This window comes from Pseudoalteromonas sp. UCD-33C (genome assembly GCF_001306895.1).
Classification (GTDB): Bacteria; Pseudomonadota; Gammaproteobacteria; order Enterobacterales; family Alteromonadaceae; genus Pseudoalteromonas.
This window is the reverse complement of sequence record NZ_LJTB01000002.1, coordinates 480,130-496,583: the sequence shown is the minus strand read 5'-3', so window position 1 is coordinate 496,583 and position 16,454 is coordinate 480,130. Positions and strand designations below refer to the sequence as shown.

Annotated in this window: 16 protein-coding genes; 12 read left to right on the top strand and 4 right to left on the bottom strand. The window is 40.3% G+C overall.

The window, feature by feature from the left end; genetic code table 11:
* Nucleotides 1-2 precede the first annotated feature (2 nt).
* Nucleotides 3-1,739: a DUF3466 family protein gene (locus AOG26_RS05525; RefSeq protein ID WP_054561580.1), complete on the top strand. Its 1,737-nt coding sequence runs from the start codon at nucleotides 3-5 to the stop codon at nucleotides 1,737-1,739.
* Nucleotides 1,740-1,831: 92 nt separating this feature from the next.
* Here AOG26_RS05525 and AOG26_RS05520 read toward each other — a convergent pair whose 3' ends face one another.
* On the bottom strand, nucleotides 1,832-2,341 hold the full coding sequence (locus tag AOG26_RS05520) for a DUF2062 domain-containing protein (RefSeq protein ID WP_054561579.1): 510 nt from the start codon (nucleotides 2,339-2,341) through the stop codon (nucleotides 1,832-1,834).
* Between the two features lie 96 nt (nucleotides 2,342-2,437).
* On the opposite strand from AOG26_RS05520, the gene AOG26_RS05515 reads away from it, so the two are divergent.
* The 7 genes from AOG26_RS05515 to tcdA are packed head-to-tail and all read left to right on the top strand — an operon-like array spanning nucleotide 2,438 to nucleotide 9,772.
* Entirely contained in the window at nucleotides 2,438-4,591 is a 2,154-nt protein-coding gene (locus AOG26_RS05515; RefSeq protein ID WP_054561578.1) for a DNA internalization-related competence protein ComEC/Rec2, read from the top strand.
* Between the two features lie 59 nt (nucleotides 4,592-4,650).
* Nucleotides 4,651-6,393 carry a lipid A export permease/ATP-binding protein MsbA gene (gene msbA, locus AOG26_RS05510; protein ID WP_054561577.1) on the top strand — a complete coding sequence of 581 codons (1,743 nt, stop codon included), beginning with the start codon at nucleotides 4,651-4,653 and terminating at the stop codon, nucleotides 6,391-6,393.
* Nucleotides 6,393-7,370 (top strand): tetraacyldisaccharide 4'-kinase, encoded by a 978-nt coding sequence (gene lpxK / locus AOG26_RS05505; protein ID WP_054561576.1) that lies wholly within the window; start codon nucleotides 6,393-6,395, stop codon nucleotides 7,368-7,370. The genes msbA and lpxK overlap by 1 nt, the downstream gene beginning before the upstream one ends.
* On the top strand, nucleotides 7,360-7,557 hold the full coding sequence (locus tag AOG26_RS05500; RefSeq protein WP_036968654.1) for a Trm112 family protein: 198 nt from the start codon (nucleotides 7,360-7,362) through the stop codon (nucleotides 7,555-7,557). Before lpxK ends, AOG26_RS05500 begins: the two co-directional genes overlap by 11 nt.
* On the top strand, nucleotides 7,545-8,300 hold the full coding sequence (kdsB, locus tag AOG26_RS05495) for a 3-deoxy-manno-octulosonate cytidylyltransferase (RefSeq protein ID WP_054561575.1): 756 nt from the start codon (nucleotides 7,545-7,547) through the stop codon (nucleotides 8,298-8,300). Before AOG26_RS05500 ends, kdsB begins: the two co-directional genes overlap by 13 nt.
* A gap of 2 nt (nucleotides 8,301-8,302) precedes the next feature.
* Complete coding sequence (locus AOG26_RS05490) at nucleotides 8,303-8,977, top strand: TIGR01621 family pseudouridine synthase (RefSeq protein ID WP_054561574.1); 675 nt, start codon at nucleotides 8,303-8,305, stop codon at nucleotides 8,975-8,977.
* Nucleotides 8,978-9,772, top strand: coding sequence for a tRNA cyclic N6-threonylcarbamoyladenosine(37) synthase TcdA (gene tcdA, locus AOG26_RS05485; RefSeq protein ID WP_054561573.1), 795 nt, complete (start codon nucleotides 8,978-8,980; stop codon nucleotides 9,770-9,772). It begins immediately after the preceding gene.
* Between the two features lie 3 nt (nucleotides 9,773-9,775).
* On the opposite strand, the gene AOG26_RS05480 is transcribed toward tcdA, so the two are convergent.
* The 3 genes from AOG26_RS05480 to AOG26_RS05470 form a co-directional block, all read right to left on the bottom strand.
* A complete protein-coding gene (locus AOG26_RS05480) occupies nucleotides 9,776-10,189 on the bottom strand; it encodes a SufE family protein (RefSeq protein ID WP_054561572.1) in 414 nt (137 codons plus the stop codon).
* Nucleotides 10,190-10,202: 13 nt separating this feature from the next.
* Nucleotides 10,203-11,417: an aminotransferase class V-fold PLP-dependent enzyme gene (locus AOG26_RS05475; protein ID WP_054561571.1), complete on the bottom strand. Its 1,215-nt coding sequence runs from the start codon at nucleotides 11,415-11,417 to the stop codon at nucleotides 10,203-10,205.
* 111 nt (nucleotides 11,418-11,528) lie between these two features.
* Complete coding sequence (locus tag AOG26_RS05470; protein ID WP_054551373.1) at nucleotides 11,529-12,815, bottom strand: citrate synthase; 1,287 nt, start codon at nucleotides 12,813-12,815, stop codon at nucleotides 11,529-11,531.
* 409 nt (nucleotides 12,816-13,224) lie between these two features.
* Between AOG26_RS05470 and sdhC the strand changes: the two genes are divergently transcribed.
* From sdhC to AOG26_RS05450, 4 genes are read left to right on the top strand one after another with little or no spacing between them, the layout of a single operon-like run.
* Complete coding sequence (gene sdhC, locus AOG26_RS05465) at nucleotides 13,225-13,602, top strand: succinate dehydrogenase, cytochrome b556 subunit (protein ID WP_082401567.1); 378 nt, start codon at nucleotides 13,225-13,227, stop codon at nucleotides 13,600-13,602.
* Nucleotides 13,593-13,940, top strand: coding sequence for a succinate dehydrogenase, hydrophobic membrane anchor protein (gene sdhD / locus AOG26_RS05460; protein ID WP_054551371.1), 348 nt, complete (start codon nucleotides 13,593-13,595; stop codon nucleotides 13,938-13,940). Before sdhC ends, sdhD begins: the two co-directional genes overlap by 10 nt.
* A complete protein-coding gene (gene sdhA / locus AOG26_RS05455) occupies nucleotides 13,941-15,713 on the top strand; it encodes a succinate dehydrogenase flavoprotein subunit (protein ID WP_054561569.1) in 1,773 nt (590 codons plus the stop codon). It begins immediately after the preceding gene.
* A 10-nt stretch (nucleotides 15,714-15,723) separates the two neighbouring features.
* Nucleotides 15,724-16,440, top strand: a complete 717-nt coding sequence (locus AOG26_RS05450; protein WP_054551369.1) for a succinate dehydrogenase iron-sulfur subunit — start codon at nucleotides 15,724-15,726, stop codon at nucleotides 16,438-16,440.
* The last annotated feature ends 14 nt before the right edge of the window (nucleotides 16,441-16,454 follow it).

The window sequence follows — 16,454 nt, the reverse complement described above, 5'->3', positions numbered from 1 at the left end:
AAATGAAATACAAATTACTCGCTGCCAGTATTTTAGCCACCCTAAGTACCTCAGCGATAAGCGCAACCTATAAATTAGAAGAATTAGGTGGAATTGATGGCGCTAAATTTAACTACGTAACAGATGTTAGTGAAAACGGTCACATCATAGGCTTAGCAAATGGCCTTTACAAATTACCCGTTGATGTCTCTTATATCGATTTTACAGATTCGTCGATCAAAGATTCTTATGATACAGCTAAAAAGCAGTATGAACTCATTGATAAAGAAATTACATTCACGCTTGATGATATTGAGAATAACGATGCGGTAAATACAAATGCCGATGCTCATGCATTTATGGTAAGTTTTTTAACAGGTCGTTCAACTGAGTCTGAATATCAAAAATTATCAAGTGCAATTGCAACGCTTTACACATCTGAAGGTGCTTCAGAGCAAGTTTTATTTGATGAACAGTCTCTTGATTTTGACGGCTTAACACGCTCGACTTCTAACTTACTAAATGCTGTAACAGATGACGGTGTAATGGTTGGTTGGGGCAGTGCACCTTACGAAAAAACATCGTTCACTCAAACAGATGAAGATGAAGAAGAAACCCACTTTTTAAGAGACTTCATTAGCCGTGCAATTGTTATTACCGAAGACGGTGTGAAAGTTGAACTTGCACCAGAGTTTGATGATTACGGCGGTATTAGCTCGGCAAATGACATTATCAAAACAGCTAATGGTTACGAAGTTGTAGGTACTGTTTCAACGGATATTGCGGTTGATCCACTGGATGATATTACTGATAACTGTGATGGCGAAGATGAACCAGTTTCAGACTGTGTTGAAGCGTACAACCGTACTTATTCAACGGGTATTTATAATAAACGTGCTGTTAAGTGGACATTAGACACTAATCTAAACATCACCAATACAGAAATGTATGGCTTAGGTTTAACGCCTGAAGATGATGAAGATTTCGCGTTCCGTAGCAATGCAATTGCAATCAACGAAAATGGTTTAGTGGTTGGTACGTCTGATGTGCGTTACAAGAGTAATAGCACACGTATTACTATGCCTGTTATTTTCGAAAATGGTGAAGTAAAAGAATTTATCGACCAAGAGGATGATTGGATTTCGGGTCAGCCTTTAGCGGTTAATAATGATGATGTTATTGTTGGCTATGCGAGCAAGCGTATCGACGGTACAACGCGTACAAAATTTTTCTACTACGATAAAAATAGCGACAGCGTTGTTTTCCCAACTGATTACTTCTCAAGCTCAAGCTCATTAGCTAACGATATCAATGATAATGGTATAGTTGTTGGTGAGGGTGAAACAGATATTTATAATACTTCTACGCGTCGTCGTGAAGGTTTCATGTACACCATTGGTGAAGACTCAGTTGTAAACTTAAACGATTTATTACCTTGTTATGAAGAAGATGGTGAGACTCGCTTTAAATACACGGTTGCTGAAGCGAAATCAATTAACAACAATAATGAAATCTTCGGTGTTGCGACTAAAACTGTTGAAAAGACAGATTCATTCGGTAACGTTGTAGTCGATGTTGATGGCAATATCGAATATGAAAGTGTCGCAGTGGCTGTTAAGTTAACACCAATTGACGGCAGTGTTGAAGAATGTCCTGCAGAAGAGATTGAACAATACGAGCGTCAATCAGCAAGCTTCCCTTGGTATGCATTATTGCTATTACCATTTGCAGCAGCACGTCGTGTATTTCGTAAGAAGTAATAATTAGAGAGCTTTATGCAAAGCAAATAGCTTTCTTGCAAGAAATAAAAAACCCAGCTTCAAGCTGGGTTTTTTGTCTATACTGAAATCAGTTATTTTTTATGGCGGTGTATCCATGCTTTACGGACTGAGCGTTTCCAAAGCATATCGGTACCAAAATAACCAATGATTGCCGCAGCTGTTGCACAAATAAATGAGCCAACTAAAAACGCAGGGCCGATAGTTGTAAGGCTATCTATAAACCATTGCCAGCTTGGTTCAAATTGGAAGTGCTGCTGTGGTTGAGCAAGGGCAATCGTGCCTACAATATATGAACAATAGAAAATAGGAGGCATGGTTAGTGGGTTAGTGATCCACACTGTTGCAACAGAAATCGGTAAATTTACTCGAAATGGAATAGCCAGGGCGGCTGCAAGAACCATTTGAAAAGGAACAGGGATGAACGCAAAAAATAAACCAACCGCAAATGCACCGCGTGCTGAGCGTCTATTTAAGTGCCATAAATTGGCATCATGCAATAAACGACCAAAAATTCTTAAATACTTGTGTTCTTTTACCTTGTTATGATCAGGTAAAAAGCGTTGGATCGTTTTCTTAGCCATTTAAAGCAACCATTTACATCTATTTGGTTATGCAGCGGCTTTGTCATAGGCTGTTTTTTCACCCTATATACATTTGGCACTGCGGCGTTTTATATAATGAGTTTTGCTGTATTGCTAGCAGGTGCCTATTTTAAGCCTTTTTTAACTCTATTGTCAGGGTTTATTTGCGCTATTTTAGTAGTGATTTTTCATTACATCATCTTTTACTCTATCTCTAACTGTCAAATCGATTATCAACAAAGCCGATTAGTTCGATTTGAGGTAGCTGAAACTTACAGTGAACAAAGCCCTTATTACATTAAAGCAAGTCTAAAAAATATTGAATTTTGCTCTACAGGTATGCGACCTGCTCCTAATGCAATGCTAAGCATTACTTCAGATAAACCTGTTACTAGTGGAGATGAATTAAGCGCAGAACTCAAACTTAAACCTTACAGATCGGTAAAAAATTTCTATAGTTTTGATAGAGAACGGCAAGCATTACTTGAGCGAGTATTTTATAAAGGCCGAAGCGTAGGGGAGATAAGCTATTTAAATCATCATCGATATGACTCCCTTCGAGTGAGCTACCGCACATATATTGAAAAAGTGACGGCAAGCACCCAATTACAATGGCTTTATTATGCGCTTTTAACCGGTGACAAAAGTAAAATAAGCTATGAAGATAGAAAACACTTACGTGAATTAGGTTTGTCGCATCTGCTTGCTATTTCAGGTCTTCATATCGGACTTATCTTTGCAGTCGGCTTTTATAGTAGTAAGTGGCTGTTAAGAGTGAGTCATTTACGCGTAAGACAATCAATTCAATTAAATAAGTTATTTGTTTTTATAGGGTTCTGTTGCTCGTTCGTCTATGTCTACTTAAGTGATTTTATAGTTTCCGCAAGCCGAGCGCTGCTGATGTTAGGCTGTTACCTTGTTATTTATAACCTAGGGAAAAACCCAGTGCGTTGGCGTTCAATTTTGTACGCCTTGAGTGTTGTGTTGTTTATAGACCCATTTACACTTTTGAACCCCGGGCTCTATTTCAGTTTTTTGGCCGTTACGATCATCTTTCTACTGACTAAAAACACAGTTAATTTGTCACTTGGTTTTTTAAAGCGATTTGCACAGCTACTGCAAGTTCAGTGCGCTTTATTTGTCGGTTTACTGCCTCTATCCTTATATTACTTCTCAGGCACTAGTGTCATAGGTTTATTGATTAACCTTATTGCTGTGCCCTTGGTTGGTGTGCTGTTATTGCCTTTCTTAATTTTTTATAGTTTGGTTTCTAGCCTACTGGATATTTCTGGTTTGTTATCACTCGTCGACAGTGCGCTGTATTATGGCTATCAATTACTACTTTCTATCCCTAATGACTGGCGTTGGTTCTCGCTCAATGAGTTTAGTTTTTCATTATTGATCATAAGTTACATAACACTTCTGCTGTTGTACTTTAGCCCAAATAAATATGTGTGCTTAATTCCTGTTTGTGTATATGCCGTTGATAGTGAATTACAGCCAGAAGCTAAGTTTCAGTTAGATGTGTTTGATGTAGGGCATGGATTAATGGTGATGGTAAGCCACAAAAACAAAGCGATAATTTATGATTTAGGGCCACAGTACTTTGGCCGTTATGATTATGTACGCCGTGTATTACTCAACAACATCAATAAACAACAGTTATCTATTATTGCAACAATAATAAGCCACTTAGATAACGACCATTCTGGCGGTTTAACAAGTTGGCAAATGGCAGGCTATCAACACACCTTAGCTACTTTTCATCCTCAGGGGCTGGGAAATAAGTGCAAAACAACAACGCTCAAGCCTGATGAGCTTAAAATCAGAAGTTTTACAGCAAAGGTAGAAAATGCAAGTCGTAATGATCAGTCGTGTTTATTAAAAGTAACGGGTTTTAATTATTCAGTGTTATTGACTGGGGATATATCTGCAGCGGCAGAAACTAAGCTTGTTGAAGAGGGGATGGATTTAGGAGCGACTATTTTAATAAGCCCCCATCATGGTAGTAATACCTCTTCAAGTTATGAATTTATAGGTGCAGTAAACCCTGAAGTGGTCATCCATTCATCTGCTTATCAAGGGCAATGGCACTTTCCTCATCCTGAGGTTGTAAATCGTTATAACCAACACCATATAAAGCAGTTATCGACGGCAGAGAATGGCCATATACGCATAAAATTTTACGAAGATAAATATCGCTTAGAATTTGCGCGAGAGCAGGAAAGTTATTGGTTCGAACAAGATTGACGTTTTGTTTTTACCCCCTAAAGGCTACAATAGTTGAAGTCTATGAATAAGAGAGTGTTATGGATCAAACTACATCCCAAATCTATAAGCGATTAATCAGTTATGTGGGTGATTATAAGTTAATCGCGTTTTTCGCCATTGTAGGCATGATTGGCTATTCAGCCATGGATGCATTGTTTATCAATTTAATGAAGCCCTTCATTGATGAAGGTTTAAATGATCGTAACACTGATGTTTTAACTTATGCACCATTTGTTGTAATTGCATTGGTATTAGGTCGTGGCATGTTTAACTATATGTCGTCGTACTGTTTAAGTTATGTAGGCTCTCAAGTTGTAAGAACGTTGCGCCAACAATTATTCGAACATATTTTACATCTGCCGGTGTCTTTTCATGATAAAAACTCAAATGGCGATTTAATCTCTAAAATCACCTTTGATACTGAGCAGGTTCAACAAGCCATTACTAAAGCCCTATTAATTGTTGTTAGAGAAGGGGCCTTTGTTGTTTTCTTACTATTTAATATGTTTTATACCAGTTGGAAGCTATCACTGATATTTTTAGTCATTATTCCGCTGGTGGCCGTGATCGTTGCCTTTGTATCGAAACGTTTTCGTATGATTTCGAAAAAAATCCAATCTGCTATGGGACAAGTAACTCGCAGCTCAGAGCAAATGCTATCTGGTCACAAGGTGATTCATGGTTTTGGTGGTCAACAGCAAGAGATATCACAATTCTCGGCTATTAATAATCATAATCGTCAGCAGCGCATTAAAATGGATGCAACTAAAGCGTTAAGCGTTTCTGTTATCCAAATTTTGGCAGCAAGCGCGATGGCCGTGATTTTATGGGTTGTGTCTATGCCGTCGATGATTGATACCATCAGTTCAGGTGACTTCGTATTACTTATTTCATCAATGATGATGTTATTACGCCCACTGAAGCAACTTTCTAACGTTAATAGCGATTTACAACGTGGTATTTCGGCAGCGCAAAGTATCTTTTTAGTACTTGATGAAGAAGTAGAAAAAGACACTGGCACTTACAGCGTTGACAAAGTAACTGGGAAAATTGAAGTGAACAATGTGACCTTTAAATACCCAACGAAAGATGAGCCTGTATTAAAGAATTTATCACTTTCGATTAATGCCGGCGAAAGCATCGCATTGGTTGGCCGTTCTGGCTCAGGTAAATCGACCATCTCAAATTTATTACCGCGTTATTATGAGCTTGAAGGTGACAGTGAAATTTTGCTTGATGGCGTCAACATCGCTGATTACAAACTGACAGACTTACGTAAGCAATTTGCACTCGTTTCACAGCAAGTGGTTTTATTTAATGACACCATAACGAATAACATTTGCTATGGCCTCGACCGCGAATTAACAAACGAGGAGTTAATGGCCGTTGCCAAGCAAGCCCATGTATGGGAGTTTGTTAAAGACTTACCAGAAGGTTTAGATACCATGGTGGGTGAAAACGGCGTTATGTTGTCAGGCGGCCAGCGTCAGCGAATAGCCATTGCACGTGCAATATTAAAAGATGCCCCTATTTTGATTCTAGATGAGGCGACATCTGCACTTGATACTGAATCTGAAAAACTAATCCAGCAAGCACTTGATAGCTTAATGAAAGAAAAAACATCGATTGTGATAGCACACCGTTTATCAACAATAGAAAACAGTGATTGCATTTATGTCATCGACCATGGTCAAGTTATCGAAAAGGGCACACATAGCGAGCTTCTTGAAAAAGACGGTACCTATAGTGCCTTATGTAAGATGCAATTTGGTGAGCAATAGTGAGTGTTATTGAAAAAAGCTGGTATAAAAAGCCAGGCTTACTCAGCGTTCTGCTGTTACCTTTCAGTGTGCTTTTTTGGCTTATCTCAACGCTTCGTGCTTTGTTTTATAAGCTTAATATATTAAAAGCATTTAAAGCGCATCTTCCTGTCATTGTTGTTGGTAACATTAGTGTGGGTGGAAACGGCAAAACACCATTTGTTATTTGGCTCGCTGAGTACTTACAGCAGCAAGGTTTAAAAGTGGCGGTGATCAGTCGTGGCTATGGTGGTCAGTCTGATTCGTATCCTTTGTTAGTGACGGAACATACGAGTACAGCGCAAGCTGGTGACGAACCTGTACTTATTAAACGCCGCCTAGGTTGTGTTGTAATGGTTGGCCCTGACCGACAAGCGAGTATAAAAAAATTAGAGCAACATGATATCGATGTCATTATTTCTGATGATGGCATGCAGCATTATAAAATGGCGCGTGATATCGAATGTTGTATCGTTGATAGTGAACGCCAATTTGGTAACGGTTTATTAATGCCTGCAGGTCCACTTCGTGAAACCAAAGCGCGCTTAAAATCGGTTGATTTAGTCATAGAAAATGGTGGCAACGCTCAAAGCCGCTATGATTTAACATCAAGCCCATTTCGAACCGTAAGTAATTCAGAACTTGCCAATTCAGTTCAAGATAAAGGCCATGCGGTCAGTGCTATTGGTAACCCCAAACGCTTTGAAATAAGTCTTGAGCAGCAAGGGATTAACTTGCTATCGACTCATCATTTTCGTGATCATTATGCCTACCAAGCTAATGACTTTATCGATTTTGCAGATGACGCTGTATTTATGACAGAAAAAGATGCAGTTAAATGCTTTAGTTTTGCTAAACCAAATTGGTATTATTTACCTGTTGATGCAAAGCCAACAGCAGCAGTTATCGAAAAACTTAATTTATTATTAAAACAAAAAGGGATCCTCAATGGCCTTTGATACAAAATTACTTGAAATTATCGCTTGCCCAGTGTGTAAAGGTAAACTACGTCTTGATAAAGAAAATCAAGAGCTTATCAGTACTGCTGCGAAACTAGCGTACCCAATCAAAGACGATATCCCGGTGCTTTTAGAAAATGAAGCCCGTGAATTAAGCCAAGAAGAGGTTGATAAGTGGAATTCGTAGTTGTTATCCCAGCTCGCTACGCATCGACGCGTTTACCAGGTAAACCACTTGCTGATATTTGTGGTAAACCAATGATCCAACATGTTTATGAAAAAGCGGTTGCTTCAGGTGCTTCACAAGTTTATGTAGCGACTGATCATCAAACAGTGTTTGATGCAGTAAAGAAGTTTACTGATAATGTATTGATGACACGAGAAGATCACCAATCAGGCACAGAACGTTTAGCTGAAGTTGTTGAACAGTTAAAACTTGAAAGTGACACTATTGTTGTCAACGTGCAAGGTGATGAGCCTTTATTGGCAAGCGAAAATGTATCTCAAGTTGCCATGCTACTTGCTGATTCTGATGCGCCAATGGCGACTTTGAGCACCAGCATTGATGAGATTGATGATATATTTAATCCCAATTGCGTGAAAGTCATTAACGATGCAGACAACAACGCACTGTATTTTTCGCGTTCGCCAATCCCTTATCATCGTGATGCGATGATGAATGATGACCGAGAAAAGCTAAATCTTGCTGATTTTGCGCGCCATATTGGTATTTATGCTTATCGTGCTGGCTTTATTAAGGACTACATCGAATTACCAGAATCTCGATTAGAGCTTTTAGAGTCATTAGAGCAGCTTCGCGTACTTTATCATGGTCACAAAATTAAAATCGCAAAAGCTCTGTGTGCACCGCAAGCAGGCGTAGATACCCCTGAAGACTTAGCGCGCGTTATTGCAGTGCTTGGCAACTAAAAATGCATGATGTAAACAATGTTCATCTTCATGCCAGTGAAGATGACTTCTTTGTTTTTTATAAACCAGCAGGTGTGAGCTTTCATAGTGAACAATGTGCTGGTTTTGTCGTACTTGCTGAAGAGCTTGTTAATGAGAAGCTCTATCCGGTTCATAGGCTAGATAAAGTAACATCAGGTTTAATTATATTAGCCCGTAACAAAGAAGCAGCAGCCGAATTCACTTCGCTATTTTCTGATCAAAAAATAAATAAGTTTTACCTAGCCGTAAGTGATGCTAAGCCTAAGAAAAAGCAAGGTTGGATAAAAGGGGATATGCAGAAAAGTCGTCGTGGTGCATTTAAGCTGTTAAAGAGCCAAACGAATCCTGCTATCACACGCTTTTACTCAAAAAGTATTCGACCAGGGCTTCGTGCATACTTGTTAAAGCCATTCTCTGGTAAGACACATCAGCTTAGAGTCGCGATGAAAAGCTTAGGCGCTCCAATTCTAGGTGATAGTACGTATGCTGGTAGTAAAGACGAGCGCACAAACTTGCATGCCTATGCACTACAATTTAGCTATAAAGAGCAGCTTAAAGAGTATCGATGTGATTACACTTTAGGTACTCATCTTAATGAAGTTTTTAACTCAGACGAATTCAAAGAGTGGACAGCTCCTTGGACGTTGGATTGGTAAATGAAAGAAACAACACAAGACATTCGTTTTGGTGGCATTAAACGTTTATATGGTCATCAACAATTTGATTGGTTACAACAAGCACATTTTTGTGTCATTGGAATTGGTGGCGTAGGTAGTTGGGCTGCTGAAGCATTGGCTCGAACGGGTGTAGGGCAACTAACCCTCATTGATTTAGATGATATTTGTGCAACCAATGTTAATCGTCAAATTCATGCTTTAACTGGCACCGTAGGCGAAGCAAAAGTAGAAGCGATGAAAACACGTTGTGAGCTTATAAATCCAGATATCAAAATTAATGTTATTGACGATTTCATTACGCTAGATAACATTCGTGAGCATATTCAAGGTTTTGACTATGTGATTGATTGTATTGATGCTGTAAAAGAAAAAGCTGCGCTTATTGCTCACTGTAAACGCATAAAACTACCGGTTATTACAACCGGAGGCGCAGGCGGGCAAACCGACCCTAGTCAAATCAGTTTTGGTGACGTTGCAAAGACAACCCATGATCCATTGCTTGCAAAAGTACGTTATATTTTGCGAAAACAGTACAACTTTAGTAGCAATCCAAAGCGAAAATTTAACGTTGATTGTGTTTATTCAACAGAGCAGCTTGTATATCCAACCTCTGAAGGTGAGGTTTGCCAAGCAAAACAAGGTGCAGATGGTTCAATGAATATGGACTGTAATAATGGTTTTGGCTCTGCAACTATGGTTACAGGCAGCTTTGGCTTTTTTGTTGCAGCCAAAGCGATTAGAAAATACCTCGATAAAAAACAGCGTAGTTTATAAAACTTATTGTTTTTGTTTAGCCATGGTTTGAATTTTATCAACCATGGCTTTAATACCATTACCACGAGAAGGGCTCAAATGGCTAATTAGACCGAGTCGTTCAAATTCATCATAGGCATTAATTTGCGCTGCTTGCTCCGGTGTTAGACCATTGTATAAGGCTAAAATTAAAGCCAATAGTCCTTTAACGATGCGAGTATCTGAATCGCCCGCTAATACTAGGCTGTTTTCCGAGTGATCAAAGTCAATATACAGCCACACTTTACTTTCACAGCCTTTAACTAGGGCATCATCTACTTTGAGCACTTCAGGCATAACAGGTAATTGCTTACCTAAGAGCATTATTTGGCGATATTTTTGCTGCCAGCCAGCAGCGGTTTCAATGTTTTTACTAACGGCTTCAAACGCTGAATTCATAACTTATCCAAAATTAATCTAATAACTCGATACTACTTTTAACAGCACTGATAAAGGAATCGACATCAGCTTTATTGTTATATAACGCAAAACTTGCTCGTACAGTCCCTGGTATACCTAAATGGCTCATTATAGGTTGCGTACAATGATGGCCACTACGCACGGCAATGCCAAATCCATCAAGTAGGGTGGCTAAATCAAACGGATGTTCATCGAGATAATTAAAACTAATGTTACCGATGTTATCTGTTTGGTTTGAATAGATATTAATACCATCAATAGCTGATAATTGTTTTATCGCATAGTCAAAAACTGTATGCTCATGTTGACGCATTTGCTGAAAATCTAACGATGTTAAATAATTTATTGACTCACTAAAGGCAATGACACCTGCAATATTGGGTGTTCCTGCTTCAAATTTACCCGGTGCATCACGAAAAGTGCTGTGTGTTAGGCTCACTGTTTCGATCATTTCGCCACCGGTTTGATATACATCCAGCGAATTTAACAGCTCAAATCGGCCATATAGGCCTCCTAAACCTGTTGGCCCGAGCATTTTATGGGCAGAAAATACGTAAAAATCACAGGAAATCTCTTGTAAATTAGGGCGTAAATGCATCGCTGCCTGCGCACCATCAACAACAGAAATAGCATTAATGGCTTTACATGCGCTAATGATTGGCGCTAAATCAGTGATGTTACCAAGGGTATTTGATGCATGGGTAATAGCGACTATTTTAGGCTTTTGTTGCTTGATAAATTCACTACAGTGCACGCTATTAATAGTTAAATCATTTTCTATCGGCAAAATAATGACTTCTGCACCGGTACGCTGAGCTAGCTGTTGCCAAGGAACGATGTTAGCGTGATGTTCAATAGCAGATAGGGCAATTTTATCGCCAGGTTTGAGCCTCGAAGCCAGACCATTTGCGATTAAATTAATCGATTCGGTTGCCCCTTTGGTCCACACTATCTCATTATTTTTTACAGAAAAATAATCTGCAAGTAGCGTTCGTGTATGCTCATATTGGCGTGTCGCGTTTTCACTGAGTGTGTGGCGGCCGCGGTGCACATTGGCGTTCTCGTGCCTATAAAAACGGCTAAGAGCATTAATAACTGCCTGTGGTTTTTGCGAGGTAGCCGCAGAGTCTAAATACACCAAAGGCTGCTCATTGACTGTTTCATTCAGTATGGGAAAGTCAGCACGTATTTTTGTGATATCGAACATGAAAGGCCTTAAGCTACAAGAATGCGACGATTTTAATTACTTTGCACAAATAGACAAGTGCAGGGCAACAAAAAAGGCCGCATAGCGGCCTTTTTTAAACGCAAATTCGTATTAACGCTTGTCTGTTGGTACGTAATCGCGTGAAGTTTCACCAGTGTATAACTGACGAGGACGGCTGATCTTGTGACCAGGTTGAGAAAGCATCTCATCCCAGTGAGAGATCCAACCAACAGTACGTGACATTGCAAAGATTACAGTGAACATGCTTGTTGGAATACCGATTGCTTTTAAGATGATACCTGAGTAGAAATCTACGTTAGGGTAAAGTTTCTTCTCAACAAAGTATGGGTCTTCAAGTGCAATTTGCTCAAGCTTCATAGCGATATCAAGAAGTGGATCTTGAATGTTTAGCTCAGCAAGTACTTCGTGACATGTTTGACGCATTACTGTCGCACGTGGGTCGAAGTTTTTGTATACACGGTGACCAAAGCCCATAAGACGGAAAGGATCAGACTTATCTTTCGCTTTAGCAACATACTCGTCGATACGGTCAACAGAGCCGATTTCTTCTAACATGTTAAGACATGCTTCGTTAGCACCACCGTGCGCAGGGCCCCATAGAGATGCGATACCAGCCGCGATACACGCGTAAGGGTTAGCACCTGAAGAACCTGCTAGACGAACAGTTGACGTTGATGCGTTTTGCTCGTGGTCAGCGTGAAGCATGAAGATTTTGTCCATTGCTTTAGCAAGAACAGGGCTTACTTTGTATTCTTCAGCTGGTACTGAGAACATCATGTGTAAGAAGTTTTCAGCGAAGCTTAGGTCGTTACGCGGGTAAACAAACGGTTGACCTACATTGTATTTGTAAGCCATCGCAGCGATAGTTGGTAATTTAGCAACTAGCTTGATTGCGCTTGTTTTACGTTGTGTTGCGTCAGTGATGTCTAAATCTTCGTGGTAGAAAGAAGAAAGAGCACCTACAACACCACACAGCATTGCCATTGGGTGAGCGTCAAAGCGGAAACCTTGGAAGAAGTTTGCGATTTTAGTATCAAGCATTGTGTTGTGCGTGATTTCTTGAGCAAACGCTTCGTATTGTTCTTTAGTCGGTAATTCGCCGTTTAATAGTAAGTAGCAAAGCTCGATGTAGTTTGATTCATCAGCTAATTGCTCGATTGGGTAACCACGGTGTAATAAAACACCTTTGCCGCCATCGATGTAAGTGATTGAAGATTCACAAGAACCGGTCGACATGAAACCTGGGTCGTAAGTGAAGTGACCGTGTGAACCTAACGTACGTACGTCGATTACATCTTGGCCAGCAGTGCCTTGGTAAATTGGAAGTTCGATTGGATCAAGACCATCAATATGGACCGTGGCTTTCTTATCCGCCATCTATTTATCTCCTATTAAGATAACAACTCTGATTGTTATGTTCTGAATCTGTTTAAGCACATTCTTTTCATTTTAACGTGAAAGAGGGGTATAAAGTCAATTTTTATAAACATTATGCACAAATGGATAATAAATATTCTGTCAGGATTAAATATTATACTATTGGCTAATTCGCAAACGTCTCTTACTAAACAAGAATTGTAAAAAGACCTTTGGCTATATATACTATCCAAGGTTTTATACCGTATTGTCTGTAGGTAAACTTTATTTTTACATTTGAGTTTTGCATAAGTGTGAACTTTTTGTGTATCAACACGGTTTACTTAGATAGTTCCATCGAAATTCATTTTGATGGGTTTTAGAAAAACAAGTAGATGAGCTCCTTAGTGGGCAAGATGGGCAAGTAACTGTGAAAAAGCAAAGACCTGTAAATCTAGATCTAACAACTATATCTATGCCGGCAACGGCTAAAGCATCAATTTTTCACCGCGTCACCGGTGTAGCATTATTTTTTGCTTTAACGTTTGTCATTTGGGCTTGGTCTGAGTCTCTTTCTTCTGCAGAAGGTTTTGAATTCGTCAAGGGTCTGTTCAGCGGATTCATTGCCAAATTCATAGCATGGGGCACCATTTCTGTATTGGCGTATCACTTAATCGGTGGTATCCGTCATATCATTATGGACATGGGTCACTGGGAAGAACTTGAATCAGGTAACTTCAGCGCTAAAGTTGCATTAGCTTTAGGTGTTGTAGCTGCAATTCTAGCAGGAGTGTGGATATGGTTTTAAATCAAGCAACTCTTAAACGTGATGGTGTACAAGATTTCGTATCACTACGTGCAACAGCATTAATAATCAGCGCTTACGCGATTTTTATTATCGGCTATTTTTTATGTACGCCAGAAGTCACTTTCGAAGCCTGGCAAGGCCTATTCTCTAACCTAGCAATGAAAGGGTTTACCTTAATCACCCTAGTTTGCATCATGGTTCACACCCGTATCGGCCTTTGGCAAGTTCTTACTGACTATGTTAAATGCGCTAAATTACGTGCTGTTTTAGGCTTTGTATTAAACCTTATGGCTGTTGCTTACGTAGCAATTGGTCTAATCGTTTTATGGGGTGTTTAAGTGAATTATTCTGTTCGTGAATTTGACGCAGTAGTGATTGGTGCCGGTGGTGCGGGTATGCGCGCAGCACTAGCTATCACTGAATCAGGCAAAACCTGTGCACTTATCTCAAAAGTTTTCCCTACACGTTCTCACACTGTGTCTGCACAGGGTGGTATTACGGTTGCTCTGGGTAACTCACATGAAGATAACTGGGAATGGCACATGTACGATACGGTTAAAGGTTCCGATTTCATCGGTGACCAAGACGCTATCGAATATATGTGTAAAACAGGCCCAGAGGCTATTACTGAATTAGAAAACATGGGTTTACCATTTTCTCGTTTTGAAAATGGCCGTGTTTACCAACGTCCTTTCGGCGGTCAGTCGAAAAACTTTGGTGGTGAACAGGCTGCACGTACAGCTGCAGCAGCTGACCGTACTGGTCACGCGCTATTACACTGTTTATACCAACAGAACGTTAAAAACAAAACTAACGTATTCTCTGAGTGGTACGCACTAGATTTAGTTAAAAACAGCGACGGTCACGTTGTTGGTTGTACAGCAATCGACATCGAGTCTGGCGAAGTTGTTTACTTCAAATCAAAAGCTGTTGTTTTAGCAACAGGTGGTGCAGGCCGTATCTACGCATCGACAACGAATGCACACATCAATACTGGTGACGGTGTTGGTATGGCTACACGTGCTGGTGTTGCAATGCAAGATATGGAAATGTGGCAGTTCCACCCAACAGGTATCGCCGGTGCCGGTGTACTTGTAACTGAAGGTTGTCGTGGTGAAGGTGGTTACCTTCTAAATAAAGACGGCGAACGCTTCATGGAACGTTACGCACCAAATGCTAAAGACTTAGCGTCTCGTGACGTTGTTGCTCGTTCAATGATGACTGAGATCCGTGAAGGTCGTGGTTGTGATGGTCCTTACGGTCCACACATCAAGCTTAAGCTTGACCACTTAGGTGAAGAAACACTTAACTTACGTCTTCCAGGTGTATGTGACCTTGCGAAAACATTCGCACACGTTGATCCAGCTAAAGAACCAATTCCAGTTATCCCAACATGTCACTACATGATGGGTGGTGTTCCAACTAACGTAAATGGTCAAGCATTACAAATTGATGCAAACGGCCAAGAGAAAGTAGTTGAAGGTTTATTCGCTGTTGGTGAGATTGCATGTGTATCTGTACACGGTGCTAACCGCCTAGGTGGTAACTCACTACTTGACTTAGTTGTATTCGGCCGCGCAGCTGGTAACTTCTTAGGTAAGTACCTTAACGGTGTTGAAGCAGGTAAAGATGCGTCTGATTCAGACCTAGAAGCATCACTTGCACGCTTTAACCGTTGGGAAAACTCTAAAGCTGGCCAAGGTGAAGACCCAGTACAAATCAAGAAAGACCTTCAAATGTGTATGCAACTTAACTTCTCGGTATTCCGTGAAGGTGATGCAATGGCAACAGGTCTTAAAGAGCTTAAAGAAATTCGTGAACGTCTTCAGTACGCTCGTCTTGACGACAAGTCGACTGAGTTCAACACTGCACGTATCGAATGTCTAGAGCTTGATAACTTGATGGAAACAGCATACTCAACAGCAGTAGCTGCAAACTTCCGTACAGAAAGCCGTGGTGCACACTCTCGTTTTGACTTCCCAGATCGTGATGACGATAACTGGCTATGTCACTCTATCTATAACCCAGTTACAGATGAAATGACAAAACGTGAAGTAAACTACGCGCCGAAACTGCGTGAAGCTTTCCCACCTAAAGCACGTACATACTAGGAGCGAGACGATGGCACAAGTACAATTTTCGGTTTATCGTTACAATCCAGATGTTGATAATGCACCACGTATGCAGGACTTCTCGCTAGAAACGCAAGAAGGCCAAGATATGATGGTATTGGATGCGCTTATGCAATTAAAAGAGCAAGATCCAACATTATCATTCCGTCGTTCATGCCGTGAAGGTGTGTGTGGTTCAGACGGTATCAACATGAATGGTAAAAACGGTTTAGCGTGTATTACCCCTTTATCAACGCTACTTAAAGGTGGCAAAGGTAAAATCGTAATTCGTCCTTTACCAGGTTTACCAGTGGTACGTGACCTTGTTATTGACATGAGTCAGTTCTACACTCAATACGAAAAAGTTAAGCCTTACCTAATCAACGACACGCCTGCGGCGGGTGAGCGTCTTCAGTCAATCGAAGAACGTGATAAGTTAGATGGCTTATATGAGTGTATCTTATGTGCATGTTGTTCAACATCGTGTCCTTCGTTCTGGTGGAATCCAGACAAGTTCATCGGTCCTGCGGGTCTTCTTCATGCTTATCGTTTCTTGGCTGATAGCCGCGATACAGCTACTGAAGAGCGTCTTGCTGACCTTGACGATGCGTTCAGCGTGTTCCGTTGTCACAGTATCATGAACTGTGTTAGCGTGTGTCCAAAAGGTCTTAACCCGACCAAAGCAATTGGACAAATCAAATCAATGCTTTTAAACCGCGCTGTTTAAAGCTTGAATATGTA

Coding starts and splice junctions, on each gene's coding strand:
- AOG26_RS05475 (WP_054561571.1), bottom strand. CDS start 11,417: ATGTTCGATATCACAAAAATACGTGCTGACTTTCCCATACTGAATGAA.
- msbA (WP_054561577.1), top strand. CDS start 4,651: ATGGATCAAACTACATCCCAAATCTATAAGCGATTAATCAGTTATGTG.
- tcdA (WP_054561573.1), top strand. CDS start 8,978: ATGAAAGAAACAACACAAGACATTCGTTTTGGTGGCATTAAACGTTTA.
- AOG26_RS05525 (WP_054561580.1), top strand. CDS start 3: ATGAAATACAAATTACTCGCTGCCAGTATTTTAGCCACCCTAAGTACC.
- AOG26_RS05450 (WP_054551369.1), top strand. CDS start 15,724: ATGGCACAAGTACAATTTTCGGTTTATCGTTACAATCCAGATGTTGAT.
- AOG26_RS05470 (WP_054551373.1), bottom strand. CDS start 12,815: ATGGCGGATAAGAAAGCCACGGTCCATATTGATGGTCTTGATCCAATC.
- AOG26_RS05520 (WP_054561579.1), bottom strand. CDS start 2,341: ATGGCTAAGAAAACGATCCAACGCTTTTTACCTGATCATAACAAGGTA.
- AOG26_RS05515 (WP_054561578.1), top strand. CDS start 2,438: ATGAGTTTTGCTGTATTGCTAGCAGGTGCCTATTTTAAGCCTTTTTTA.
- AOG26_RS05480 (WP_054561572.1), bottom strand. CDS start 10,189: ATGAATTCAGCGTTTGAAGCCGTTAGTAAAAACATTGAAACCGCTGCT.
- AOG26_RS05490 (WP_054561574.1), top strand. CDS start 8,303: ATGCATGATGTAAACAATGTTCATCTTCATGCCAGTGAAGATGACTTC.
- AOG26_RS05500 (WP_036968654.1), top strand. CDS start 7,360: ATGGCCTTTGATACAAAATTACTTGAAATTATCGCTTGCCCAGTGTGT.
- sdhD (WP_054551371.1), top strand. CDS start 13,593: ATGGTTTTAAATCAAGCAACTCTTAAACGTGATGGTGTACAAGATTTC.